The organism is Floricoccus penangensis, assembly GCF_001832885.1.
GTDB classification, from domain to species: Bacteria; Bacillota; Bacilli; order Lactobacillales; family Streptococcaceae; genus Floricoccus; species Floricoccus penangensis.
Genome location: NZ_MKIQ01000027.1, coordinates 355516 through 382107 on the forward strand (window position 1 = coordinate 355516; position 26592 = coordinate 382107).

Below are 26592 nucleotides of genomic sequence, written 5' to 3' on the forward strand. Positions count from 1 at the left end.
TCAAGAAAAAAACTTGACACCTGTTTTAGATATGTTATACTAACTTAAGTAAAATAATTTAATTAGGAGATATATATAAAATGGCAGTAAAAATCCGTTTGACTCGCATGGGTTCAAAGAAAAAACCTTATTACAGAATTAACGTTGCAGATTCACGTTCACCACGTGATGGACGTTTCATCGAAACAGTTGGAACATACAATCCACTTGTTGAAGAAAATGGTGTAACTTTAAAAGAAGATCGTATTCTTGAATGGTTAGGAAATGGTGCACAACCATCTGACACTGTTAGAGATATCCTTTCAAAAGCTGGAGTTATGAAAAAATTCCACGAATCAAAGTTATCTAAATAATAATAAGGAGGGTGGAATATGCAATCTGATGTTAAAGATTTAGTATTAACGATTGTTACTCCCCTTGTTTCAAAACCAGAAGAAGTTAGCCTTGAATTAATTGATGGAGATGAATTCATTGAATATCATTTAAACGTGGCATCTGAGGATATGGGACGAATTATCGGAAGACAGGGTAGAATTATCCAAGCCATCCGTACAATCGTCTACTCAGTACCTGTTGAAGGTAAAAAAGTTCGACTTTTGGTGAATCAATAAAAGTACCTGTTTATCAGGTGCTTTTTTTGTGCTGTAAAGGATTTCAAAGAGTATTTGCCTAGTGAATAAAGCACAAATTTATGTTAGAATTATAAAGATTATATTACTCTTTTAAAAAGAATGAAAATAGATGAATTCCGTAAGTACTATAAGGAATTTATATCAGGAGAAAAAATGAATTACTATAAAGTAGGAACAATTGTAAATACTCAAGGTTTACAAGGAGAAGTCAGAGTTCTTAGTGTGACTGACTTCGCTGATGAAAGATTTCAAATTGGAAATGAATTAGCTCTTTTTGATAAAAATGATAATTTTATTCAAAATGTAAAAATTAAAACACATAGAAAACAAAAGAACTTTGATATTGTTAAATTCGAAGGAATGTATCATATCAATGATGTGGAAAAATATCGTGAACATGTATTAAAAGTTGCTGAAGATGATCTTTCAGATCTAGGTGAAGACGAATTTTATTATCATGAAATTATTGGACTTGATGTCTATGAAAATGATGAAAAAATTGGTTCAGTAAAAGAAATATTATCTCCTGGAGCAAATGATGTATGGGTAATTGATAGACCAAAGAAAAAAGATTTACTTTTACCATTCATTCCTGGAGTTGTATTAGATGTAGATGTAGCAGGAAATCGAGTTGAGATTGAAATTCCAGAGGGTCTGGATGATGAAAATTGATATTTTAACTCTTTTCCCAGAAATGTTTTCTAATCTTGAACACTCAATAGTTGGTCGTGCAAGAGATAATGGAAAAGTACAGATAGATTTTCATAATTTTCGTGATAATGCGACAAATACTCAAAAACACGTAGATGATTATCCATACGGTGGTGGTCAAGGAATGCTTTTGATGCCGCAACCGATTTTCGATACTATGGATAAAATACCTCATGATAAGGCTCGAGTGATATTGCTTGATCCAGCAGGTAGAAAATTTGATCAAAAATTTGCGGAAGAATTAGCTCAAGAAGAGCATCTGGTCTTTATTTGTGGTCACTATGAAGGATACGATGAGAGAATTAAGACACTTGTTACTGATGAAGTTAGTCTTGGTGATTTTGTCTTAACTGGTGGAGAAGTAGCAACAAGTGTTATTATTGATGCTACTGTGCGTTTAATTCCAGAAGTTCTTGGGAAAGCTGTAAGTCATGAGGAAGATAGTTTTTCATCTGGACTTCTTGAATACCCTCAATATACTCGTCCAGAAACATATCGAGATATGAAGGTTCCTGATGTTTTGATGAGTGGCCATCATGAAAATATACGTAAATGGCGTATTAAAGAAAGTTTAAAAAAGACTTTAGCTCGCCGTCCTGATCTTTTAGAAACATATGATTTTTCAGAAGAAGAAAAAATAATGCTGGCTGAAATTAAGTCAGAATTATGATAAAATATAACAATAAAAATTCAAAAGTAATATTATAGAAATTAAGTATACAACAGTATTAAAAAATAAAAGTGCTGAAGTTTCTTACTAGGAGAGAATAAAAATGGAAATCGTTCGTGATAAAGAGTTTGTTCAATTTTTTAGCTACAATGCAAGAAATTTTGCATTTGAGGAAGAAAATGGAACACCAGAACAAAAGGTTCAAATTCAAATTAACGTAATTCCTGATGTACCTGAATATAGTGAAGAAAATACAGTTTTAGGTGCTAGCGTTGAGTTTGTAATTTTATTAGAAAATTTCATTGTTTCAGGTTATGTTATGCAAAATAATGTTATTCAAAATAGAAAAGTAAATGAAGGAAATGAATTAACACAAGAAGAGATGGATGAAATTGCTCGTCCACTACTTGATATGATTACTCGTTTAACTCGCGAAGTTAGTGAAGTTGCCTTAGACGAACCAGGCGTGAATCTTAAATTTTAAGGTTTAAACTCCTTAGGAGATAAAAGAACATATGAAAATTGCAGTTATTACGGACTCTTCAGTCTATATAGAGGAAGAGTACAAGAATAGAGATAATCTTTTTATTTTAGATATTCCTATCGTCATTGATGGGGAAACTTATTATGAAGGAAAAAATCTATCAAATAAAGAGTTTTACGAAAAAATGGCAGCTAGCTCTGAATTGCCTAAAACTTCACAGCCTAGTTTAGCTAGATTGGAAGAACTTTTAAAAACTCTTAATAATAAAGGTTACACTCATGTAATCGGTCTATTTATATCAAAAGGAATTTCTGGTTTTTATCAAAATTCATTTTATCTTCAAAATGAATTTGAAAATATGACCGTCAAATTCTTTGACACATTGATTACTAGTGCACCACTTGGATACATGGTTGAAACCGTTCTTAAAGAGGCAAAAGATGGTTTAGAATTTAAACAAATAAGTAATCACATTGATGAAATAATTGAAAAAACTCGTGCTTACATTGTCGTTGATGATCTGAATCACCTCGTATTAGGTGGACGTTTATCAAATGGAGCAGCAATTGTTGGTAATCTTTTAAATATCAAGCCAATTCTTGAATTTGACCGTGACGGAGAAATTGTTGTACTTGATAAGGTACGTTCAAGCAAGAAGGCTTATAAGAGATTAATTTCAATTATTGAAGATGGTACAAAAGATGGTGACTATAAAATTTTTGTCATCCATTCAAATGCAAATAATCTTGCTGAAGATATGGTCAAGAAACTTCGCAAAGAAGGATTTGATGATATTTCAATAGCAACATTTGGTGCAGTTATCGGAACTCATCTAGGTGAAAATGCCCTAGCACTTGCAATCTCACCTATCGTAAAATAGAAAGGTCACACCTTATGATTAAAGTAATTATTGCTGGTTATCGTGGGAAAATGGGATCAACAGCCGTAGGCATGGTTAAAGACGATCCTGAGTTAGAATTAGTTGCTGTTTTAGACCCATTTGCAACGGAAAAAGAAGCTTATGGTGTCCCAGTATTTAATGATAAAGAAGCCTTAGTGGGAATTGATGCCCAAGTATGGGTCGATTTCACAACTCCAAAAGTTGTTTATGAAAATACAAAATTTGCCCTTGAAAATGGTTTTGCACCAGTAGTTGGGACAACAGGTTTTACCGATCAACAGATTAAGGATTTAGAATCACTATCAGTTGATAAGAAAATTGGTGGCTTAATTGCTCCAAACTTTGCAATCGGTGCAATCTTGATGATGGAATTTGCCGTTAAAGCTTCAAAATATTTTCCAGATGTTGAAATTATTGAGCTTCATCATGATAATAAAATGGATGCCCCAAGTGGTACTGCCATTAAAACAGCTGAATTAATCAAAGAAAATCGTGACTTCAAGAAACAAGGTGCTGAGGGAGAAAAAGAAAGTATACCTGGTGCACGTGGTGCTGAATATGATGGATTTAGAATCCACAGCGTAAGATTACCTGGTTTAGTTGCTCACCAAGAAGTACTTTTTGGAGCGCCAGGAGAAGGACTTAAAATTCGCCATGATTCATATGATCGTGCTTCATTTATGACAGGAGTAAATCTTGGAATTAAGAAAGTGGTTGATTTGGATCATTTAGTATATGGTTTGGAACATTTATTATGAGATTAGAAAACATGCCTGTTGAATTTCAGCAGGCTTTACCTTTAATTAATACCCTAAAAGAAGCTGGTTATGAGGCCTATTTTGTCGGGGGAAGTGTACGAGATGTTTTATTAAAGCGTCGTATACATGATGTGGATATTGCAACAAGTGCATATCCAGAAGAAGTAAAAGCAATTTTTGAAAAAACTATCGACATAGGAATTGAACACGGTACAGTACTTGTCTTAGCAGAAGATAGTCAATACGAGATTACTACTTTCAGAACGGAAGATGTATATGTAGACTATAGGAGACCCAGTGGTGTTACTTTCGTGCGCCGTTTAGAAGAAGATTTGCTTCGTAGAGACTTTACCATAAATGCCTTTGCATTGGCAGAAGATGGTCAAATAATCGATAAGTTTGATGGCTTAACAGATCTAGAGAATAAATTAATTCGTGCCGTAGGTGTAGCAGATGAAAGATTTAATGAAGATGCACTGAGAATAATGCGTGCTCTTCGTTTTTCAGCAAGCCTAGATTTCGACATTGAAGAAAAAACATTTGAAGCCATGAAGGTTCATGCTCCTCTTTTGGAGAAAATATCAATTGAGCGTAGCTTTATAGAGTTAGATAAGCTCCTTACATCTGATTACTGGAGAAAAGGACTTAGAAACTTTATTGATTCAAAAGTATACAATCATCTTACAGGTTTAGTAGGAAAAGAAGCTCAACTTGAAAATATATTAAAAAATATAAAATCTGATTACTTCTGGTTTACTACCTCAGAGCAAGCATGGGCATATCTTTTAATTAATTTAGAAGTTGAAAATTGCAAAGATTTTCTGAAAAAATGGAATGTTTCAAATGAATTCACTAAGAAAGTGACTAATATTTATGAAGCGTATAAAATAGCTCTTGAACGTGTTTGGGAAGTCAAAGATTTATATAAATATGGTTTTGATGCTTTTATGTACGCTGAAGGCTTACTTGAAGCAGAAGAAAGAGATATTGATACATCCCTTCTACCTCAACTTACAATGAAGTTACCAATCAAATCAAAATCTGAACTTAATATAAATGGTCAAGTTTTAATGAATCATTTTAATCGTCAGGGTGGTATTTGGATTGGTCAACTAATATCAGAAGTTGAAGAATTAGTTGTTAATGGTCAGCTTGAAAACAATCAAGAAGCAATCTTAGAATACGTTGAAAAAGAATTAAAGGAAGAATAAAATGAGTGATTTTCGAGTTGAAAATTTAAGCAAAACAGTCGGAGACAAGACCGTATTTAAGGATATTTCTTTCATAATTCATGATATGGATAAGATTGGATTAATCGGTGTAAATGGTACAGGAAAGACTACATTACTTAACGTAATATCAGGGGGTTCGGGCTATGATGGAGATGTATCTCCTTTTATCCATGCGCATGACTATAAGATTACCTATTTAATGCAAGAACCGTCATTCAATGAAGATGATACAATTTTAGATGCAGTCTTAGATGATAGTCTTCCACAAATGTCTGTTATTAAAGCATATGAAAAGGCATTAGAAGATTTAACAGAAGATCCTGAAAATACAAAATATCAAGATGCACTTTTGAAACGAGAAGAAGCTATGACAAGTTCTGATGCATGGAATATCGAACAAGATATAACTACTGTTCTTTCAAAACTTGATATAAGGGATACAGGTAGAAAAATTTCCAGTCTTTCTGGTGGACAAAAACGTCGTGTTCAGCTTGCTCAAGCCTTAGTAAATCCAAGCGATTTATTACTTCTTGACGAACCAACCAACCACCTTGATGTCGATACAATTGCTTGGTTGCAAAATTATCTTGTTAACCTAAAAAGAGCAGTTTTGTTCATTACCCATGATAGATATTTCCTAGATAATGTAGCTACAAGGATTTTTGAGTTGGATAATGCACAGCTTATTGAGTATCAAGGAAACTATCAAGATTATCTTACCCAAAGAGCAGAACGTGAAGAGCGTGAAGTGACGCAAAATCATAAGAAAAAACAGCTCTTCAAGCAAGAACTTACCTGGATTCGTAAAAGTCCTCAAGCGCGTGCAACAAAGCAACAGGCACGTATTGATCGTTTTGAAAATCTAAAAGATTCCATTAAGAATGATGATTCAAGCGAGATGGAAATTAATCTTGCTACAACACGTCTTGGAAAAAAAGTTATAAAATTTGAAGATGCAGGATTTTCATATCCTGACAAGAAAATTTTCAGTGATTTTGATTTAATCGTTCAGCCAGATAGCCGTATCGGTGTCATCGGTAATAATGGATCAGGAAAGTCAACATTCTTAAATATCATTAACAGAGATTTAGACTTAACGTCTGGAATTCTTGATATAGGTGAGACTGTAAAAATTGGCTATTTCTCACAAACAATCCGTGGGCTTGACGAAAATAAACGTGTTATCAATTTCCTCGAAGAAGTTGCAGCAGCAAGTGTTAACCAAAGCGGAGAAGTGACTTCAGTTGTGAACCTTCTAGAACAGTTCCTCTTCCCACGTCCAACGCACGGAACACTTATCTCTAAGCTTTCTGGGGGAGAAAAGAAACGCCTTTATCTCTTGAAAATTCTTTTAGAACAACCAAATGTTTTACTACTTGATGAACCAACTAATGACCTTGATATTGCTACCTTGACAGTACTGGAAGATTTCCTTGCCACATACCCTGGAGCAGTAATTACAGTAAGTCATGACCGATATTTTTTGGACAAGGTAGCTGATCAGCTATTGGTCTTTAATGATGGTAAAATAGATAAATACCACGGAAATTATTCAACTTATCTGGGAAGCAAAGTGTCTGAACAGAAAGTTGAATCTAAAGTGGAAACAACAGCACCTAAAAAAGAAACAAAGGTCAAAGAAAAGAAAGAACGCCTTTCATATTTTGAACAAAAGGAATGGGCAACCATTGAAGATGAAATTGAAAAAATTGAAGAAAGAATATCTGAAATAGAAGTCGAAATGAACTCTAATGGAAGTGATTTTGGCAAATTATCAATCCTTCAAAAAGAACTTGACCAAGCGCAAGAAGATCTCTTGCAAAAATATGACCGCTATGAATACCTAAGCGAAAGAGCTTAATTCAACTATTTAGAAAAACTTTACTAATATTGGAGGCACAATGACAAAAGCAGATAAGATTTTTAAAGATAATATTAAAAATATCTTAGAAAATGGTGTTTGGAGTGAGCAAGCTCGCCCACGTTATAAAAATGGTGAAACTGCCAATAGTAAGTACATAACTGGAAGTTTTGCTGAATATGATTTAGCAAATGGAGAATTTCCAATTACAACCCTTCGTCCAATTCCTATTAAATCAGCAATCAAGGAAATTTTTTGGATTTATCAAGATCAATCAAATGAACTTGAGGTCCTAAAAGAAAAATACAAGGTTAACTACTGGGATGACTGGGGACTGGCTGATGGAACAATAGGTGTTCGTTATGGGGCTACTGTAAAGAAACATAATATTATTGGTCGAATTTTAGATGGATTAGAAAAGAATCCGTGGAATCGTCGTAATATAATTAACCTTTGGCAATATGAAGATTTCGATGAAAGTGAAGGGTTACTTCCTTGTGCTTTTCAAACAATGTTTGACGTTCGAAAAATTGGCGATGATATTTACCTTGATGCAACATTAACACAAAGATCTAATGATATGTTAGTTGCTCACCATATTAACGCCATGCAATATGTTGCCCTTCAAATGATGATTGCTTGTCATTTTGGCTGGAAGGTAGGGAAGTTCTTCTACTTTGTAAATAACCTTCATATCTATAACAATCAATTTGAAAATGCTGAAGAGTTATTGAATCGCCAAGCAAGTGACTGCAGACCAAGATTAGTCTTAAATGCTGAGCCTGGAACAAGCTTCTTTGATATCAAACCTGAAGACTTTGAGCTTGTAGACTATGAACCAGTAAAACCACAATTGAAATTTGATTTAGCTATTTAATTAATAGTTGAAAGAAGGTAAGTTATATGAAAGATATAAAAGTAGCAGAGAAGCCAATGAAATTGATTAAAGATATTGTAAATAAATTCAATCAATTACCATTAGTATTAAAAATATTACTATTGATGATTGCTGGCTTTATTGCTTTTAAACTTCTTTCTCTTATACTGATTGTTTCAATTATGAGTCTAGGATTAATGGGTGCAACAATTGTAAAATATCCTTTAATCTCAATAATTGTAATTCTAGCTTTATCAGAAAGTATCTACCTTATATACAAGGCCTACAAAAAGAAAGTTAAGTAAATCTTGGCTTTCTTTTAAAATACGAATTATTAAGACTAAATTTAGTGTATTTTGAATTCTTTCTCTTAACTAGACAAATGCAATATGTTATAATAGATGTCTGACGGGTTTAACGAACCTATGTTTGGTCGCACTTTAATCGTACAAATTTACTTTTTATAAATAAAAAATCAATTAATTAAAGTGACATTGAAAAAGGAGATTATCATGATAGCAGGTATATGGGCTGAAGACGAAAATGGTTTAATCGGAAAAGACGGAACATTACCATGGCGTCTACCGGCTGAATTGGCACATTTTAAAGAAACAACGCTTGATCAAGCAATTCTTATGGGACGTAAAACTTTTGATGGTATGAACAAACGTGCATTGCCTAGACGAACTACAATCGTTCTAACTACTGATAAAGATTATGATGCTGAATCTGATAAAATCCTAGTCATGACAAACCGCGATCAAGTTTTAGACTGGTACAAAAATCAGAATAAAGATTTATATATTATCGGTGGTGCTCAAATCCTAGATTTGTTTGCTAAAGATATTACTAAGCTTTATCGTACAAAAGTACATGCTAAACTAGATGGTGACACTTATTTTCCAGAAACATTTCCAATTTCTGAATTTGAGTTAACAAGCCAAGAATTGCGTGAAAAAGATGAAGCGAATATCTATGATTTTACAATTGAAATTTTAGATCGAAAAAAATAAAAAGCCATTTAGAATAAATAAGTTAATAAAAAACACTAGCCTAATTTTATGACTAGTGATGTTAGAAAATGAGGTATAATGTGGCAAGTACAAATGATATGATAACTTGTTCTTTTTGTGGAAAGAGCCAAGATCAAGTGAAAAAAATAATAGCAGGAAGTGGAGTATACATTTGTAATGAGTGTGTGGATCTATCTGTCCAAATTCTTGAAGATGAACAGCGTGAAGAGATATTAGCTGAAGTTAATGATAGTAAGAAACCTCGTGAAATAATGGGCGCTTTAAATGAATATGTAGTTGGACAAGACCGTGCAAAACGTGCCTTAGCAGTTGCAGTCTACAATCATTTTAAACGTATCAACTTCTCGCAATCAAAAGAAGACGGAGAAGTTGAACTTCAAAAGTCAAATATTCTACTGATTGGTCCAACAGGAAGTGGTAAAACTTTTCTTGCTCAAACATTGGCTAAGTCACTTAATGTTCCATTTGCCATCGCTGATGCGACTAGTTTAACAGAAGCAGGATATGTTGGTGAAGATGTAGAAAACATCCTATTGAAGCTCTTACAAGCTAGTGACTATAATGTTGAACGAGCAGAACGTGGTATCATCTATGTTGATGAAATTGATAAGATTGCTAAAAAATCTGAAAATGTTTCAATCACTCGTGATGTATCAGGCGAAGGAGTTCAACAAGCTCTTCTCAAGATTATTGAAGGTACGGTAGCAAGCGTACCACCTCAAGGTGGACGTAAACATCCAAACCAAGAAATGATTCAAGTTGATACAAAAAATATTTTGTTCATTGTAGGTGGAGCATTTGATGGCATAGAAGATATCGTTAAGTCACGTTTAGGTGAAAAAGTTATTGGATTCGGTTCTAATAATAAAAAACTTGCTGATGATGCTTCATACATGCAAGAAATTACTTCTGAAGATATTCAAAAATTTGGTCTTATTCCAGAATTTATTGGACGTTTACCAGTTGTAGCTGCTCTTGAACAATTGACTGAAGAAGATTTAGTTAACATTTTGACTAAACCGAAAAATGCTTTGGTTAAACAGTACAAGAAGTTGATGAAGTATGATGGAATTGACTTAGAATTTGAGGATGATGCTCTTACTGAGATCGCTGCAAAAGCTATTTCAAGAAAAACTGGTGCGCGTGGACTACGTTCAATCATTGAAGAAGTTATGATGGATATTATGTATGACGTGCCAAGTATTGATGATGTTGAAAAAGTAGTCATTACAAAAGCAGCAGTGGATGGTACTGAACAACCGATTATTATCAAAAAAGCTGAAAATGCAATTGATAAGGAAGAAACTGAAGAAAAAGAATAAAAATTGGCACTGCGGTGCCTTTTTAAATCATAAACACAGGAGGTGAAATATGAATAAACATAATGCAGAAATCGTTATTAGTGCAGCATCAAGCAAGCAATATCCAGAAACTGATATGCCTGAAATCGCGTTAGCAGGTCGTTCAAACGTTGGTAAATCAAGTTTTATTAATACTCTTTTGAATCGTAAAAACCTTGCTAGAACTTCTGGTAAACCTGGTAAAACTCAACTTTTAAATTTTTATAATATAGACGATACAATTCACTTTGTGGACGTTCCGGGTTATGGATACGCTAAAGTTAGTAAATCTGAACGCGCTAAGTGGGGTAAAATGATTGAAGAATATCTTACAACTCGTAGCAATTTACGTGCTGTTGTTAGCCTTGTAGATATGCGTCATGAACCATCAGTAGATGATGTACAAATGTATGAGTTTCTTAAATATTATGGAATTCCAGTAATTTTAGTTGCTACTAAGGCAGATAAAATCCCTCGTGGTAAATGGAATAAACATGAAAGTATGATTAAAAAAGCCTTGCAATTTGATAGCACTGATGACTTTATCATTTTTTCAAGTGTTGATAAGACTGGCTATGATCAAGCTTGGAAAGCTATTGAAAATCACATTAATTAATAGTTATTGAGCACTAGTTTTGGGACTATGCTCAATATTTTTTTGACTATGTATGAATTTATTTAAATCGGGAGGAACCTTTGAATTTTTTTACCAAACTTAGCTACAGACAGAAAGCCCTACTTATCTCATTTTTTTATTATGCAGTGAGTGGTCTTGGAATGTCACTTTCAATCAAAGCAGATATTGGAGTAACATGTTTTAATGCTCTTATACTCTCAATGTCTGATATTTTTAATATGAAGGTTGGTACGCTAACGACAATTAGTAATCTTTCGTTCTTACTTGTCTGCTTCATTTTGGATAAGGAAAGAAGTATCAGCCGCTATCTTCTAATGTTAGTCGCAAACTTATGTTTCGGCTATGTAGTAAACTTCTTTTACTATAGCCTATTGGGTCCAGTTACTTTAAATAATTATTTTATGAAGGTTATCTGTTTCTTCATCGGTTTAGTGGTAACATGTTTTGCAGTTGGACGTATTCTCTATTACAACACCTTAAAATTTCCAATAGAAAACTTTTGTACTTTAGTTTCAGAAAGAACAAATCATTCTATGAAGTTTTATCGTTATTGCGTTGACGTAGTAGGATTCAGTGGCTCTTTACTATTATCCTTCCTATTTAACTTACCAATCTATGTGCGAGAAGGTACAGTAATATCATTATTTTTATTCTCATATATTATGTCTTGGTCTTATGAGCGAAAAGGGATTTCTAAGTAAAGTTTTAAAGTTATATATATTAGAGAATACTAAATTTCTTATAAATTTGTTTGATTTTGTATTTTCCATACAATCGGAAAGCGTTTGCAAATTTTGTGAATATATGCTATAATACAAAAAGAAAAAAAGTAAAAGATACTTGCTATCTTTATAATAAATAAAAATGCTTTACAACTAAGGAGATCGTATGATTGAACCGCTTATGATGACGATTTGTATTTTCCTAATAATGTTTCTAGTTTTCAGTGATAGTCTTTTAAATGGGAAATTTAGAATATTAATTCCTACATTTTATACATTAATTTTTATTGCAGTTGTTCTGTCTTATGCATATCAAATTAGTGGAGTAGATACATTTCCAAATTTAAGTATTTCAGCAGTTTGTTGTCTGGTCATGTGGTATAAATATCATAACCACAATCCAAATGATGATAATAATGCCTAATTAAAGCTTCCCAAAAGATATTGATTCTAAAATGAATCAGTATCTTTTTTTGTGAAAAAATTTTTCATTATGATAATTATTATTTTTAACTTCGTATATATGTTCAGAAAGATAAATAGATAAGAATATTCGCTCACCATTAAGGTGATTTCTGTATCTTTTAGCTAGCAAATTAAAATGAGGTGAACAATGAATAAAAAATTATTAATAGGAATATTATGCTCAGTATCTATTATTACACTTTCAGCGTGTGGAAGTACGAAGGTAGGTAATAGTGCATTGTCTACAAACTCTAGTAGTAAATCTTCAATAACCTCTTCAAGCACTAATAAAAGTAGTGAGAGCTCAAGTGAAAAAACACAGTCATCAACTTCTCAAACTATTATAGAGGAAAAAAGTTCTGTTTTGGAAGCAGCAGAAGAACACTCTCAAGAAATTTCAGATAAAGGACAGTCTACTTCAATATCTATAAGTGAGCAATCTGAAGATAATTACAGTAATGATCATAAATCGAAGAAATCAGATTCTGCAAATTCGCATACAAACAATTCTAAAATAAATGAAGAAATACCCAAGATTCCAGAACAAACGATTTATAGCTTGGACAACTTAACCGGAACATGGAAGGATTCAGCTACAGGCTTTATATATATATTAGGTCCATTAGGATTTGATGATTATTTTTCATGGGGTAGTCAAGCAGTAGAACGAGTAATTTATCTTAGCAGTGCTTCGAGCAATGAAAATACTGTTACTGCAAACTGGGGAATGTATCGCGAAACACCAACTAAAAATAAAGTTACTATTACTTTTAAAGGTAATGATGAAGTCAATGTTAATTTTGATGATGGTGCAAATTATAATTTAGTAAGAAGCAAATAAATATAGGAGGATAATATTTGATTAGTTTTAAAAAATTTGTTGCTAGTAGTGCTTTAAGTATTAACTTATTTGGAAATTTTATTCCTGGAGTATTATCAGTCAATCAAGCAATTATCGTAGAAGCTGCTGTAATTGGAGATGATTATCCATCTAAATGGAAGGCATACCCCGTTGGCTCGCTGATACCTGATAATTGGGGTATGTATGTTAGACAATGCACATCATTTGTTGCAAACCGTCTCAGTACCGTAAATAAGTTTAATTTACCTGGTGGGTATGGAAATGCTAGTACTTGGGGAAGTGTAGCAAGAAGTCAGGGATACCGAGTGGATATGAACCCAGCTGTTGGTTCAGTAGTATGGTGGAACTGGAATCATGTTGGTTGGGTTGCTGAAGTCAAAGGTGACCAGGTAAGAATTGAAGAATATAATCATGATTACAAAGGAAATTATTTTTCAAGATGGATAAACAAGAATAATGCAAGTGGCTATATTCATTTTAAAGATTTAAATTCTTCATCAAATACTGGAAGTCAAGCAAGCGGTGGAGGACAGAACGTCAATATACCCTCAAGTGGAGTTTATAAATTTGATGGGAAATACCCAATAAAGGCAGAAGCAAAACTTTCAAGTCCTGACTTAGATTATTATTCGTCAGGATCAACTGTTAATTACGACAGAAAACTAGATGCTGATGGATATACTTGGATTTCTTATCTAAGTTATCAAGGAAATCGTCGATATATACCAGTTATTAAAAATAATTCAACATCAACTAACAATACAACAAACTCACAAATTCAAAACAGTAATCCAGCTAAAGGAATAAATTATCTTACTCATATTTCTTCATATGGTTGGCAACCATGGGTTTCAAACGGTAAAAGTGCAACTTCAAGAGTCGGGAATCGAGTTGAAGCAATTGCTCTGACTGTAAACAACCTAGCAAATTCTGGTTCAATTGAATATAGATCTCATATTCAAGATCTAGGTTGGCAAAATTGGTCTTCAAATGGAAATATGTCAGGAACAACTGGGCAGAGTAAGAGGTTGGAAGCTATTGAAATACGCTTGACTGGAGATTTAGCGAAAAACTATGATGTTAAGTACAGAGTAAATGTTCAAGGAAATGGTTGGCAAAACTGGGTAACAAACGGAAATGCATCAGGAACTATAGGTAAATCTTTAGAAATATATGACATTCAAGTTGATTTAATTCCTAAAAATACATCTGCATCTAGTGGAGGGACTGCAGCAAATTGGTCTCTTGTTAAAACTAGTGGTACCCATGTATTTAAAGAGAAATCTGATGTTAGAGCAGAACCAAAAATGTCTAGCTCATCTCTTGCAACTTATAGTCCAGGACAATCTGTAAGCTATGACTATAAAACATCATTCGATGGGTATGAATGGATATCTTATATCGCTGGAAGTGGAAATCGTCGATTTATAGCTATAAGAAAGCTGTAAATATTGATAAAATTAGTATCATATCTAATATCATGAAAATATATCTAATTAAAAATAAATAATTAAAATAAAAATCTTGACATCTACTGTACATATGTTATACTAATAAAGTTGAAAAGCAGAAGCACCAGCTTCTCGCCTAAGTGTGTATAGTACTGGGCAGAGATCGATTAATCTTTACTAGCGTATTTATATGCACTGGTGAGGAATTTAAATGGGCTTACTGCGGTAGGCTCATTTTTTCGCTTTGAAACGAAAAAGAATATTTAGAAGGAGATATATCATAGCAAAAGATTTGTTTATGAACGGACAAATTCGCGCTCGCGAAGTTCGTTTAATCAGTGCAGATGGTGATCAACTTGGAGTTGTAGAAACTTCAGATGCTTTAAGACAAGCACAAGACCAAGATTTAGATCTTGTTTTGATCTCACCACAAGCTAAACCACCTGTAGCAAAAATTATGGACTTTTCTAAGTTCAAATTCGAGCAAAAGAAAAAATTAAAAGAACAAAAGAAAAACCAGACTGTAGTAACAGTTAAAGAAGTTCGTTTAAGTCCTGTAATTGACAAAAATGACTTTGATACTAAGCTACGTCAAGCTGAGAAATTCCTTGCTAAAGGATACAAAGTTAAGGTTTCAATCCGCTTTAAGGGTCGTATGATTACCCATAAAGAAGTTGGACAAAAAGTTCTTGATGACTTTGCTGTAGCGACTAAAGATATTGCAGTCGTTGAGCAACGTGCAAAAATGGATGGTCGCTCAATGTTTATGCAATTGGCACCAATCGCAGACAAAAAATAATTCGGAGGAATCAATAAAATGCCAAAACAAAAAACTCACCGCGGAAGCGCAAAACGTTTTAAACGTACTGGTAGCGGCGGACTAAAACGTTTCCGTGCTTACACTTCTCACCGTTTCCACGGAAAAACTAAAAAACAACGTCGTCAACTTCGTAAAGCTTCAATGGTAAGTAGTGGTGACTTCAAACGTATTAAAGCAATGCTTTCACAAATGAGATAATTCAGATTTCATTTAAAACTATTATTAAAGAAAAATATCGGAGGAATATATAAATGGCACGTGTTAAAGGTGGCGTTGTAAGCCGCAAACGTCGTAAACGTACTCTAAAACTTGCGAAAGGTTATTATGGAGCTAAACATACTTTGTTCCGTACTGCTAAAGAACAAGTTTATAACTCATATAACTATGCATACCGCGATCGTCGTCAAAAGAAACGTGATTTCCGTAAATTATGGATCGCACGTATCAATGCAGCAGCTCGTATGAATGGTCTTAGCTATTCAAAACTTATGCATGGTCTTAAATTAGCTGGTATCGAAGTTAACCGTAAAATGTTAGCTGACCTAGCTGTTAACGATGCAGCAGCTTTCACAGCTCTTGCTGATGAAGCAAAAAAAGCTTTAGCTTAATATTTATATAAAATAAAAATTCCATCATTATGATGGGATTTTTTTTGATATCAAAATACTCTTAAGTAGGAGCATAAATCTACCTACAAATCTTTGACCATAAAAACACTATCAACTTCAACAATAGGAAAATCATAAGGAAAGACAGAAAAATCTTCTCTAACAAATCCATTTTTCTTGTAGAAATTGTGAGCACGTGTCATCATTGCAGTGCTACCAAGATATATTTTTTCAATATCAGTCTCACGCGCAAAATTAACAATAGCATCCAGTAATTTTTGCCCCACCCTATATTCACCCCTATACTTAGGATCAACAAAAACCTTTTTCAAAGCAGACTTATTTTCATCTAATTTAACTAAAGCAATTGTTCCAATGATAGTATCAATTTCTGTGTCAAGAGCTAGGAGAAAAATTCCACCTTTATCTTCGTAATGATGGATAATATCTAATAAATCTGGTTGGTCATCAAGGGTTATGGCTACACCAAATTCATTTTGTTGAATATCAAGAATGAAATTTATCATATTATCTTGGTATTTTCTGTCAAATTTTATAATTTGTATTTTTTCCATGTAACCCCCTAATAAATTTTTTTAAGTATATCACAAATGAAAAAGATACTAAAGACTAATCTTTAGTATCGAAATCTCTGGCTTAACCCCAAATCTTGCTGAAATATGTGTAGTACCAATGCCAGAATTGACAAATATATTTTGAAGTCCATTTTCACCAATATGATATAAGCCCTTCTTATAATTTGAAGCTAAATTGGTAGTGGAAGTAGCTGCCTCATTTATTGAAGGAAAGAATGGTATGTTAACCTGTCCACCGTGACTATGTCCACTCATTGCAAGATTGTAGTTATAATTAATGTAATTGTTTAGAGAGTCTGGTTCGTGAGAAAGCAATATTTTATAGTCAGCATTAATATTCTCAGATAAGTTTTCAGTAGATGGATTTCCTAGCATAGAGTCATCAATTCCAGTTAAAGAAATTATATTTCCATTATCAGTAGTTATTTGAGTGCTTTCATTTACTAGAAGTTGAAAACCTGAGTTTTCCATAATAGTAGGGTACTGATTTGATGCACCTCCACCATAATCATGATTTCCCCAGACAGCAAATTTACCATACTTAGATTTAATTTTACTTAATTCATTTATTAGATTTGCATCGTCATTATACTTAGCATAGTTGTCGTATAAGTCACCCGTAAAAATTACAATATCAGGATTACTAGCATTTAATTTACTAATAACTTTAGCAAGATTTTCAGTAGTATAATCTTCTTTAATATGAGTATCAGAAATTTGAGCGATTTTTAATTCTTTCATATTTGTTGAAGTACTATTAACCTGGTACTCCTTGACCTTAACTTGATATGGTTCTATTTTAAAAGCATAAAAAGTTGCGCCAATTATTATTGCAATTATTACTAGAAATATCGTCATTATTTTACTTATAAATTTCATTATTTTCCTTTCAATGGCGCTCTATATATTTAAGAACACTATATTCCTAAATCTAAAAATTTAGATAAAAAAGAACTATATCAATTCTATGATATAGTTCTGAAAGTTTTCTTAATCTTATTCTTCTGGTGAGTGTTTTTTACCTTTGTTGATTGCTTCCTCTTCGGTCATGCTTACAACATTGTCAAAGTTTGTTGAAGAAGGCATTTTGTTTTTATCATACCAATAAACTTTTGAGTCACCTTTTCTTGCAACATAAACAGTTTTCTTAGATTGACCATCTTGATAACTACTAGATCTTTCAAAGGAAGAAGAACTAGAGGTAGCGCTTTTATTAGATTTCTCAAAGTTATTTTTTACTTTTTCTAGACGATTAAATAAGTCATCTTTATCAGGAGAAGAATAATTTTCCAATGCCTTTTCAGCATCATTAATTGTTTTTCTGCTAGGATTAGCTTCAGCAGCAGAAATTTTATTCTCTACTTGCTTAGATTTTTCTTTTTCTTCCTTCTCGTTTTTTTCTGCTTCATCAACCTTATCTTTAGCAGCTTTCAGTCTTTCCGATAGACCAGCATTTTCATGTGGTAAATTATCAATGGCCGAAATAGCTTCAGCAAGATTATTTCTAGTCGGTTGTTCTTCGACTAAATTCAGTTTTTCTATAGCATTTGCTTCAGCATCAGATTGTGCCTTATCATCAGAAAGTTTCTTTTGATGTTCCAAGTACTTTTTATTATCAATCTTTATATCTCGCGTAATCGTCCGACTATTGTGAACAGCAATTATTTGAGCACGACTAATCTCGTCCTTTGGTTCATCTTGATTTATTGTAACATCATATCTGTTATTATCATCCACGGGAAGATTAATGGTCATACCGTTTAAACTAACAGTTACATTAGGTTCCTTAATCCCGCTTATCTTATAGCTCCCGTTTTCATCCGCCACAACATCTTTCTCGGTAAGAGTAAAAAACGTGCTAGAAATGATATAAATAAAAACCAAGGCTATAGTCGCAATTAAGCAAAGAAGATAGAACCACCATTTACGATAAAATGGCCTTTTTTGAATATGTCTAGTCATAAAAACTCTCTCTTTTAGATTATTAAAGTAATTATATCCAAAACTTGCAAGATGAACAACAAGACTTTTTAGAAATTTATTGGAATTAAAGTAATATGTAAAATAAAAAAATAAATCCATCGTATATGAGTTTAAAATAAAAACCAATGAAGTTAGCCTGAGAGCTGAAAAATCATTGGTTAAGGTTTGATTTACTAATAATTATATAAGAGGATAAAAAAGATTAATTATACCTACTGCAATTGCAGCAATTCCTGTAAGTGCAGTAAACCATGAAATAAATTTTTTATTCTTAAAAATTCGTGATATGAGAAATAGTATTGTTCCAGAAACTATTCCAATGAGAGAATAAAGGATTTGATTGGGAATTTCTATTAATTTACTTTGTAGTTTTTTAAAGAAATCTTCGTGTGAATTATCATCACTTTGGTCTTCACTTTTGCTTGAAGACGTAGTAGTTTTCAAGGTTTTTTTCTCTTCTTTAACTTTTTTATTTTCTTTTACTTCAGTATATTTTGTTTCAACAGGTATCATTTTGTCATTAACAAGAGGTAGTGTATTAGAAAGTATAAGTTCATCATCCTCATATTTGAATTCTGGAGTAGAGTTTTTCTTTACAACTCCCATTAAATCAGAATCAATTTTTACTTTCTTACCATCAATATCATGCTCTCCAGCAGGAAGGATAGTTTGATAAGAATAATCTTGATATGTTTTATCTAATAAAGCATTACCAAATGGATGACGGTAATATTCACCATCCTGATCTGACCAATCACCCACACCCATAATGACTTCAATCACTCGCATATTATTCTTTAAACAAGTTGCAACATAGTTAAATGCACCACCAGGGCTTGATCCAGTTTTCAAACCATCAACTCCTGGATAACCATATACAGAACCTTGAACATCTTCCTTCACACCAGGAGTAGAATAGTTATATGTTTCAAAATGTTCTTCATAAGGTGTCCCTTTCATTGCAGTAACTTGAGGATTTTTAGTAAAATCAAGTATTTCTGGATAATTCTTCAGCATATTGAAAGCTAAAATAGACAAATCTCTTGAAGTAGTAACATTTCCAGCATATTGATCGTAACCTTGTGGAAGGTACATTCCGCTAAATGCAACTGCCTCTGCACCACTTGCATTGTTAAAGTAAGAATTAGTCATTCCAATTTCTTGAGCTTTACTATTCATTTTTGTAACAAATCCACCAGCATCATTATTTGAAACAAGGTTAGCAAGCATAACAGTTGCAATATTCGAAGATGGTACAAGTGTCATTGTAATCAGTTCCCTTACCGGATATCCAACACCTGCAACAATATTATTATTACTGATTGCATGTAACTTTCCAATTGCTTGGTCTGTCGGAGTAGCTGTAACGATAGTATCCATAGAAATCTGTCCATTATGAAGAGCTTCAAAAACTAAGTATATAGTCATTAGTTTAGAGATACTTGCTGGATTTCTTGGAATATCGGGATTATCTTGCCATAAAACTTGACCATTTTCAGCATCTATTACTATAGATGACTTTGGTCTATTGATTTCATTAACTTGATAACCAAAATCACGAGCAACTTGCACAATATCACCAGTATTGTTAACTTCGTCAGCTAAAGCAGTTTTCGATGAATTAATCATTATCGAGGACATGCTCAGGGCAGTTGTAAGTAAAAAGAATATTTTTTTCAAATCAGTCTCCCATTAGTTTTTTGCATTTTTTACACATAACATAATTCTATCACAAACTTACAAAATATTGAATACTATATTTTATTAATATTCTATTTATAAATTAAGAAAAATGATATTATAGTAGTACTAACTAGGAGGATTTAAAATGATTCAAAAAGAGAAATTTAACCAAGGTTTCGTTGCACTTTTTGAAGGAAACCTTTCCTTGGTAAAAAATATAATTACAGATTTAACAGATAATATTAACCAAGGTAATCCACTATATTTTTCCTTTTTAAATCTAAAAGGATATTCATTTATTGAGAATAGTCAATATGAACAGGCAATGAAAATATATGAAGAATATGTAAATCTAGCAAAGCAAAAAGAAGATTTAGATAACCTTCACGTTGGGCTCCATCAGTTAGCTATGGTTTATCGTGAGAAGGAAGAGTATAAAATGCACTTGATCTTATTAATCAAGAATATAAAATAATAATTGATAATTTTCCTGAAGATTCTCTTAAGAATTCAATTAATCTATACGAACAAGGTTATTTACATTTAAAACTTAACCAATATAAAAAAGCTTTGATTTTGCTTGAGGAATCTTTGAAATTTGCCATAGAAAGTGAAGATTTAATATCTATTGCCTGTTCATACAGAGCACTAGGTGAAACATATGCTTCTCTATCAAACGAAGGGAGGGCAGTTCAAAACTTCAAACTCTCAATTGAATATTTTGAACGAGCAGATGATGAGATTGGGAAAAGAGAAGTTGAAAAAATGTTAGAGGAGAATTAGAGTGTCAAGAGCACAACTAGTAAGTTTTACAAATATGTGTATGATTTACGATGACCAAGGACGAGTATTGGTGCAAAATCGTACTAAAAAAGACTGGCCAGGACTAACGCTTCCAGGCGGTCATGTGGAAGAAAACGAAACTTTTTATGATGCAGTAATACGTGAAGTTTATGAGGAAACTGGATTGATAATTGGAAATCCCGAACTTTGTGGAACGATGCAGTATTTGCCAGGTGATGGAGTGGCTCATATAAGCTTTTTATATAAAACAAAAGATTTTTCAGGTCAACTCAAGTCTTCTGAAGAAGGTAAAGTATTTTGGATAGGTAGAGATGAAATTTTTAATCATCCTTGTTCAAGTGGACTTAAAGAAATAATGGAAGTAATAGATAATGACCAAATCACTGAATTTTACTATAAAAAAGTAGGTGATGATTGGATTATGAACTTATATTAGGAGTATTATGAGATTAGATAAGTATTTAGCAGATATGAATATTGGCTCACGTAAGGAAGTCAAAAGCTATATAAAAAAAGGGCTTGTCCGAGTAAATAACAAGCAAATTAAATCAGATAAATTTCAGGTCGATCCAGAAAAAGATAAGGTTATTTTTGATGGACAAGAAATAAAGTATCAGGAGTTTTTCTATTATTTACTACATAAGCCAGCTAGTGTAGTATCAGCGACCCAGGATAATCATGATAAAACTGTCATGGATTTATTCTCGATTTCAGACTATCGTGATGATCTTTTTCCAGTAGGGCGCCTTGATAAGGATACAGAGGGGTTGCTTATAATAACCAATGACGGTGCCATGTCTCACAGATTATTAGCACCTAAAAGTCATGTACCTAAGGAATATTACGCCAAGGTTGCAGGAGTTATGACGGATGAAGACGTGAAAGCTTTTACTGAGGGAATTACCATTGATGGTGGAGAAGTTTGTATGCCGGCAGAGCTTAAGGTAGTGGCGCGTGATTTGGACAAAAATACATCCGAAATACGCCTGATTTTACATGAAGGAAAATTTCATCAAGTCAAACGTATGGTAAAAGCAGTCGGTAAAGAGGTAACCTACTTAAAACGTATAAAAATGGGAAATCTTGAGCTTGACCCAAAACTTACCAAAGGTAAATACAGAGAGCTAAATGAACAAGAACTTGAACAATTAAATCAAAAGTAAAAAAAGCATCCACTGAGGATGCTTCTATATTGTTCCAACAAAGATTAAGTTCATTATCAACGACCATAAGTAATACATTGATAGGAATAATAAAACTTCCAAGATGAAAATAATAATTGGTTTAATCTTAAAATTTCCTTTTCTTATCCATGCATCAGTTCCTAAAAAATAAGGAACAAATAGAATGGGAGTAGCAAATTTCATTAGATGTGACATTTCAAAAAGATTTTCATTGTTTAGTTTTCCAAAATATTTAAGATTATAATAACTTATAAAGATCAGGGAAATTATTGAGAAAATAATAGTTAATATTTTTCCATAAGACAATGATTTACTTATAAAGTATATGCTTACAATATAAAAAACTAAAAATGCAAGACTTATAAAAATTGAATTTTGTGCAATAGGCATAATATCTCCTTTCATATGATTATAGTTAATTTTAAATACTTGTTCAAGTTTTCTGGGTTGTAAATATTGACTAAAGGTTGAAAGTTATGTATTATAATCTCAAGGCTTTGAAATGAGAAAGTACATGTTATTGGTATCTAGAGAGTGCACGTTAGGTGGGAGTGCATTACTGAAAATATGGAAGGTGCTTCATTGAGCTTTGAATTGAACTGTCAATTGACAAAGTAGAAGATACGGTCGCTCTCGTTATCGAGCTTAAATAAGGATGATAAATATCGAATTTTCGTAATTCATATTTAAAGTCTATTATCTTAAGAGATAAAAATCGGAGTGGAACCGCGCACATATCGCCTCCTGTAATGTATTTATAATATATACATTGCAGGAGGTTTTTATATTGAGAAAGGAGCAGTAAGTAACAAAAAATGAAATCAAAATATCGATGTAGTAAATCTATGAAGGATCTCAGTGCTTGCTGCTGTACAATCCTTAAAGATGAAATGTGCTAAAAGTCTCATCAGACTTTCTTATTAAATATAAAGGACAATTAAAATGACAAATAAAATTTATGATTCAATCTTAGATACAATCGGAAACACTCCGTTAGTAAGACTTAAAAGTCTTGAAACAGATGATCGCGCAGATATTTTAGTAAAAATCGAATCTCGTAATCCTGGTGGAAGCGTTAAAGATAGACCAGCTTATCAAATGATAGTAGATGCGGAAGAAAAAGGTCGTCTTAAAGAAGGTGACATAATTGTAGAACCAACTAGTGGTAACATGGGTATTGCCCTAGCTCTTATCGGAGCAGCAAAAGGTTATAAGGTAGTTCTTGTAATGCCATCTTCAATGTCAATTGAAAGAAGAAAATTAATGGCAGCTTATGGAGCGGAGCTTGTATTAATCGATGAAGGCGGTATGAAAGGAGCAGTTGCCAAAGCCCAAGAATTAGTAGAAGAAAAAGGTTATTTCATGCCTAGTCAATTTAGCAATGAAGCAAACGTTACTTCCCACTATAAAACAACGGGACCTGAAATCTTCCAAGGAACAGATGGTAAAGTTGATGCTTTTGTCGCAGGAGTAGGTACAGCAGGAACTCTAGTCGGAGTTTCAAGCTATCTTAAGGACCAAGGAATTGCGCTAAAAGCAGTAGCAGTCGAACCAGATGCTAGTCCGTTACTTAGCCAAGGAAATGCGGCACCACATGCTATCCAAGGAATCGGGGCTAACTTTGTACCTGATAACTTTAAGGCAGAAGTTGTGGATGAAATAAAGACTGTAAGTAAGGAAGAAGCCTATGAATACGTGCATCATCTAGCTCAAAAAGAAGGTATCCTAGCTGGTATTTCTTCAGGAGGAAATCTTGCTACAGCAGTTAAAATCGCTGATGAACTAGGAAAAGGCAAAGTAGTTGTGACAGTCCTACCAGATACAGGCGAACGCTACCTATCAACAGATTTGTTCGGTGAATAATGCGTCAGTACATTAAATATATTGACGGCCTACTGACAAGCGCAGTAGAAAAAGATCCCGCAACAACAAGTAAATTAGAAGCATATCTCTTCACCCCTGGAGTACAGGCACTAGCCAATCATTACAGAGCACACCGACTTTTTAAGAAGGGTAAAACCTTTAGAGCACTTATGATAGCAAAAAAGTCACGCAGAAAAACTGGAATTGAAATACACCCAGCAGCAGTCATAGGTGAAAGAGTATTTATCGATCATGGAATGGGCATTGTCATCGGAGGAACAGCTATTGTTGAAGATGATGTGACAATTTATCATGGAGTAACCCTAGGAGGAATTGATCTTTCTCCTGACAGTAAACGGCATCCAACTGTCAAGAAAGGCGCTATGCTAGGAGCTGGTTCCACGATTTTGGGAGATATTACAATTGGTAAGAACTCCAAAGTTGGGGCAAACAGTCTCGTCCTCAAAGATGTACCAGATAATACCACAGCAGTAGGAAGTCCAGTAAGAATAATAAAACATTAAAATATAAATCAACCACATAAATTAATTTGTGTGGTTTTTTTGTAATTTATTAAATAAAAAATATAGTAAATATTTTACTACTTTTTAAAAAAATGAGATAATTAATAGGATTAAACTAGGAACCTTGTAGATTATGAAAATTTTTTTGCGAAATTTGGTAATTTATATCCCTTAGAAAGAAGGTGGAAAGAGAAAATCAAATCAATGGATATATGAGAGAAGGGAGCTCCCATATAAGGGAAGATTCGAAAATAATTCATTAATAATGAGTTATCAATGTTGATTTACATCGTTTTTACTGTTGTAAAAAGAGTGAAAAAACTTGGTTTTACTACGTGCTTATGATTTTGAGATAAGTGCGCAAAATTTCAAGCATTCAGAAACGGAAGGAAAAAACAATTTGAAAAACAATCACAATGAACAAAACAAAATTGGCTTCAGACAATGGAAGTCAGGGAAACAATGGCTATTTGCTGGAGCAGCCCTATTATCACTAGGAGTGGTTACAACAGGTGCAGTTGAACTACCAGGTATTTCTGCAATTCATGTTTTTGCAGCTACACCACCTGTAGCACCACCTGGAACTCCAACAGGAGATAATGGTACGATTCTTTGGGGTGCTATAACAACAGAAGGTGGATTTTCAAAACAACCTCAAAGTCGTAATATTGCATTTGATGGTAAAGGTAATTTATCTGCAGAAGTGACTCGTACTTTTGGACAATGGGCTGCAAATAACATAACTGCAGTTGGTAATTCTCCATATTACCAATGGTATGTATTAGAACCAGGTGCGACAACGTGGAAGGCAATTGATGCAGAACCAGTGAAAGAAAAGTCAACTATCCCTATCAATACTACTAAAGAGGGCACTTATTATTATCAAACAAGTGTTAGATTTGGTAATCCTATTCGCTGGGCAGGTGGTAACTGGTGGTCTGATGTTGCTCAAATAAATGTAACTGCACCAGTTAAAGCTAACGATGTTACCGTTAGTCTAGATACAGATTATCTATGGAGTAATAAACTTTCATTACAAGATAATTCAAAAGTTGTTCCTAAAGCAAATGCCTCAGCTACAGTAAATCCTGGTGATTACACAGGTAATTTAAAATGGTCTGTAAGTGATTCATCAATCGCAACAATTGACCCAGATACTGGTGTCATCACACCTGTTGAAGGTAAAAAAGGAACAATTGAAGTTATTGCTACAGTATATAACGATGATGGTACAACAACTTCAGGCAAAGCTACATTAAAAGTTGGTGCAGGACTGGATAATGTTAAAGTAAAAGAAGGCGATGATGCTACATTTAAATTAGAAGGTATTCCTGAAGGTGGACAAGTAACTTGGTTTAAGAAAGATAAAAATGGTAAATCTACACTGGTTCAAGGACCTAGTACAGATAATACATTAGTTATTAAAAATGCTACAAAAGCAAAAGATGATGGATCAGAGTACTATGCTAGAATCATGTTTACTTATCAAGATACAGATAAAGATGGTAAAGTAACAACTAATACCGCTTACACTGAGTCTAATATAGGTAAGTTAACAGTATTTAAACCTTACTCTCTAACTGTTAAATACGAGGATGAGTTAGGAAATGAAATAGCACCTGAAAAATTCACTGATGATAATGAAGCAGGATCTAGTTATAGCGAATCTCCGATTTCTATTCCAGGTTATACATATGAATCAGTTAAAGCTGGTAGCTCTCCTCAAAAGGGTACTTTTGATGGCAATGTTTCCATAACTTACGTTTATAAACGTGATACACCTCCATCATCTAGTTCATCTTCATCAAGCACTGAAGAATCAACAGGAGCAAGTACAGGAACTTCATCAAGCACAGGTGAATCAACAGGTACAAGTACAGGAACTTCATC

33 protein-coding genes and 1 other annotated feature are annotated in these 26592 nt (G+C 33.2%); of the genes, 28 read left to right on the top strand and 5 right to left on the bottom strand.

All coding sequences use genetic code 11. The annotated features are described in order from the left end of the window. Positions 1-80 precede the first annotated feature (80 nt). The 21 genes from rpsP (at position 81) to rplT (ending at position 16065) form a co-directional block, all read left to right on the top strand. Positions 81-353: a 30S ribosomal protein S16 gene (rpsP, locus tag BG262_RS06430; RefSeq protein WP_070788041.1), complete on the top strand. Its 273-nt coding sequence runs from the start codon at positions 81-83 to the stop codon at positions 351-353. Between the two features lie 18 nt (positions 354-371). Then, positions 372-611, top strand: coding sequence for a KH domain-containing protein (locus BG262_RS06435; protein ID WP_070788042.1), 240 nt, complete (start codon positions 372-374; stop codon positions 609-611). A 174-nt stretch (positions 612-785) separates the two neighbouring features. Further along, entirely contained in the window at positions 786-1304 is a 519-nt protein-coding gene (rimM, locus tag BG262_RS06440) for a ribosome maturation factor RimM (RefSeq protein ID WP_070788043.1), read from the top strand. Next, the gene (trmD, locus tag BG262_RS06445) at positions 1291-2013 is read left to right on the top strand and encodes a tRNA (guanosine(37)-N1)-methyltransferase TrmD (protein ID WP_338061282.1); all 723 of its coding nucleotides are present in this window, start codon (positions 1291-1293) and stop codon (positions 2011-2013) included. The genes rimM and trmD overlap by 14 nt, the downstream gene beginning before the upstream one ends. A 103-nt stretch (positions 2014-2116) precedes the next feature. Next, positions 2117-2497: a DUF1149 family protein gene (locus BG262_RS06450; protein ID WP_070788044.1), complete on the top strand. Its 381-nt coding sequence runs from the start codon at positions 2117-2119 to the stop codon at positions 2495-2497. A 31-nt stretch (positions 2498-2528) separates the two neighbouring features. Beyond that, positions 2529-3377 carry a DegV family protein gene (locus BG262_RS06455; RefSeq protein ID WP_070788045.1) on the top strand — a complete coding sequence of 283 codons (849 nt, stop codon included), beginning with the start codon at positions 2529-2531 and terminating at the stop codon, positions 3375-3377. Positions 3378-3391: 14 nt separating this feature from the next. Then, complete coding sequence (gene dapB, locus BG262_RS06460; RefSeq protein ID WP_070788046.1) at positions 3392-4156, top strand: 4-hydroxy-tetrahydrodipicolinate reductase; 765 nt, start codon at positions 3392-3394, stop codon at positions 4154-4156. After that, the gene (locus BG262_RS06465; RefSeq protein ID WP_070788047.1) at positions 4153-5367 is read left to right on the top strand and encodes a CCA tRNA nucleotidyltransferase; all 1215 of its coding nucleotides are present in this window, start codon (positions 4153-4155) and stop codon (positions 5365-5367) included. The genes dapB and BG262_RS06465 overlap by 4 nt, the downstream gene beginning before the upstream one ends. A gap of 1 nt (position 5368) precedes the next feature. Beyond that, positions 5369-7249: an ABC-F family ATP-binding cassette domain-containing protein gene (locus tag BG262_RS06470; protein WP_070788048.1), complete on the top strand. Its 1881-nt coding sequence runs from the start codon at positions 5369-5371 to the stop codon at positions 7247-7249. Positions 7250-7289: 40 nt separating this feature from the next. Beyond that, positions 7290-8126, top strand: coding sequence for a thymidylate synthase (locus tag BG262_RS06475; RefSeq protein WP_070788049.1), 837 nt, complete (start codon positions 7290-7292; stop codon positions 8124-8126). A 26-nt stretch (positions 8127-8152) separates the two neighbouring features. Further along, a complete protein-coding gene (locus tag BG262_RS06480; RefSeq protein WP_070788050.1) occupies positions 8153-8431 on the top strand; it encodes a hypothetical protein in 279 nt (92 codons plus the stop codon). A gap of 207 nt (positions 8432-8638) precedes the next feature. Continuing rightward, positions 8639-9139, top strand: coding sequence for a dihydrofolate reductase (locus BG262_RS06485; protein ID WP_070788051.1), 501 nt, complete (start codon positions 8639-8641; stop codon positions 9137-9139). A gap of 98 nt (positions 9140-9237) precedes the next feature. Next, on the top strand, positions 9238-10482 hold the full coding sequence (gene clpX, locus BG262_RS06490; RefSeq protein WP_371827962.1) for an ATP-dependent Clp protease ATP-binding subunit ClpX: 1245 nt from the start codon (positions 9238-9240) through the stop codon (positions 10480-10482). A 49-nt stretch (positions 10483-10531) separates the two neighbouring features. Further along, positions 10532-11116 (top strand): ribosome biogenesis GTP-binding protein YihA/YsxC, encoded by a 585-nt coding sequence (gene yihA / locus BG262_RS06495; RefSeq protein ID WP_070788053.1) that lies wholly within the window; start codon positions 10532-10534, stop codon positions 11114-11116. Positions 11117-11196: 80 nt separating this feature from the next. Next, positions 11197-11838 carry a YczE/YyaS/YitT family protein gene (locus tag BG262_RS10410; protein WP_233278832.1) on the top strand — a complete coding sequence of 214 codons (642 nt, stop codon included), beginning with the start codon at positions 11197-11199 and terminating at the stop codon, positions 11836-11838. Positions 11839-12025: 187 nt separating this feature from the next. Continuing rightward, positions 12026-12283 (top strand): hypothetical protein, encoded by a 258-nt coding sequence (locus BG262_RS06500; RefSeq protein WP_070788054.1) that lies wholly within the window; start codon positions 12026-12028, stop codon positions 12281-12283. 189 nt (positions 12284-12472) lie between these two features. Further along, positions 12473-13165 (top strand): hypothetical protein, encoded by a 693-nt coding sequence (locus BG262_RS06505; protein WP_070788055.1) that lies wholly within the window; start codon positions 12473-12475, stop codon positions 13163-13165. 17 nt (positions 13166-13182) lie between these two features. Next, positions 13183-14634, top strand: coding sequence for an SH3 domain-containing protein (locus BG262_RS06510; RefSeq protein WP_070788056.1), 1452 nt, complete (start codon positions 13183-13185; stop codon positions 14632-14634). A gap of 301 nt (positions 14635-14935) precedes the next feature. Beyond that, positions 14936-15436, top strand: coding sequence for a translation initiation factor IF-3 (gene infC, locus BG262_RS06515; protein WP_070788057.1), 501 nt, complete (start codon positions 14936-14938; stop codon positions 15434-15436). 18 nt (positions 15437-15454) lie between these two features. After that, positions 15455-15655, top strand: a complete 201-nt coding sequence (rpmI, locus tag BG262_RS06520; RefSeq protein WP_070788058.1) for a 50S ribosomal protein L35 — start codon at positions 15455-15457, stop codon at positions 15653-15655. 53 nt (positions 15656-15708) lie between these two features. After that, on the top strand, positions 15709-16065 hold the full coding sequence (gene rplT / locus BG262_RS06525) for a 50S ribosomal protein L20 (protein WP_070788059.1): 357 nt from the start codon (positions 15709-15711) through the stop codon (positions 16063-16065). 83 nt (positions 16066-16148) lie between these two features. Here rplT and BG262_RS06530 read toward each other — a convergent pair whose 3' ends face one another. The 4 genes from BG262_RS06530 to BG262_RS06545 form a co-directional block, all read right to left on the bottom strand. Then, on the bottom strand, positions 16149-16640 hold the full coding sequence (locus BG262_RS06530; RefSeq protein ID WP_070788060.1) for a GNAT family N-acetyltransferase: 492 nt from the start codon (positions 16638-16640) through the stop codon (positions 16149-16151). A gap of 48 nt (positions 16641-16688) precedes the next feature. Continuing rightward, positions 16689-17540 carry a metallophosphoesterase gene (locus BG262_RS06535; protein WP_070788061.1) on the bottom strand — a complete coding sequence of 284 codons (852 nt, stop codon included), beginning with the start codon at positions 17538-17540 and terminating at the stop codon, positions 16689-16691. 117 nt (positions 17541-17657) lie between these two features. Continuing rightward, positions 17658-18623: a hypothetical protein gene (locus tag BG262_RS06540; RefSeq protein ID WP_070788062.1), complete on the bottom strand. Its 966-nt coding sequence runs from the start codon at positions 18621-18623 to the stop codon at positions 17658-17660. A gap of 201 nt (positions 18624-18824) precedes the next feature. Next, positions 18825-20324: a DUF1958 domain-containing protein gene (locus BG262_RS06545; protein ID WP_070788063.1), complete on the bottom strand. Its 1500-nt coding sequence runs from the start codon at positions 20322-20324 to the stop codon at positions 18825-18827. A gap of 148 nt (positions 20325-20472) precedes the next feature. Here BG262_RS06545 and BG262_RS10415 point away from each other — a divergent pair, with 148 nt between their 5' ends. From BG262_RS10415 to BG262_RS06560, 4 genes are all read left to right on the top strand, one after another. Further along, a complete protein-coding gene (locus tag BG262_RS10415; RefSeq protein WP_083312923.1) occupies positions 20473-20802 on the top strand; it encodes a hypothetical protein in 330 nt (109 codons plus the stop codon). 116 nt (positions 20803-20918) lie between these two features. Then, entirely contained in the window at positions 20919-21110 is a 192-nt protein-coding gene (locus BG262_RS10920) for a hypothetical protein (RefSeq protein ID WP_338061283.1), read from the top strand. 1 nt (position 21111) lies between these two features. Then, the gene (locus BG262_RS06555) at positions 21112-21567 is read left to right on the top strand and encodes an 8-oxo-dGTP diphosphatase (RefSeq protein WP_070788064.1); all 456 of its coding nucleotides are present in this window, start codon (positions 21112-21114) and stop codon (positions 21565-21567) included. Positions 21568-21574: 7 nt separating this feature from the next. Beyond that, positions 21575-22294 (top strand): pseudouridine synthase, encoded by a 720-nt coding sequence (locus BG262_RS06560; RefSeq protein WP_070788065.1) that lies wholly within the window; start codon positions 21575-21577, stop codon positions 22292-22294. 24 nt (positions 22295-22318) lie between these two features. Here the strand turns inward: BG262_RS06560 and BG262_RS06565 are convergent, their stop codons facing one another. Then, positions 22319-22705, bottom strand: a complete 387-nt coding sequence (locus tag BG262_RS06565) for a hypothetical protein (protein ID WP_070788066.1) — start codon at positions 22703-22705, stop codon at positions 22319-22321. Between the two features lie 98 nt (positions 22706-22803). After that, positions 22804-23063, top strand: a binding site (T-box leader). A 194-nt stretch (positions 23064-23257) separates the two neighbouring features. Here BG262_RS06565 and cysK point away from each other — a divergent pair. The 3 genes from cysK to BG262_RS06580 all read left to right on the top strand — a co-directional run. Then, a complete protein-coding gene (gene cysK, locus BG262_RS06570) occupies positions 23258-24178 on the top strand; it encodes a cysteine synthase A (RefSeq protein ID WP_070788067.1) in 921 nt (306 codons plus the stop codon). Between the two features lie 11 nt (positions 24179-24189). Next, positions 24190-24702: a serine O-acetyltransferase EpsC gene (epsC, locus tag BG262_RS06575; protein WP_371827963.1), complete on the top strand. Its 513-nt coding sequence runs from the start codon at positions 24190-24192 to the stop codon at positions 24700-24702. Positions 24703-25102: 400 nt separating this feature from the next. Continuing rightward, positions 25103-26592, top strand: a 1490-nt coding sequence (locus BG262_RS06580; RefSeq protein WP_173861960.1) for a MucBP domain-containing protein, incomplete at its 3' end; no start/stop codon positions are given.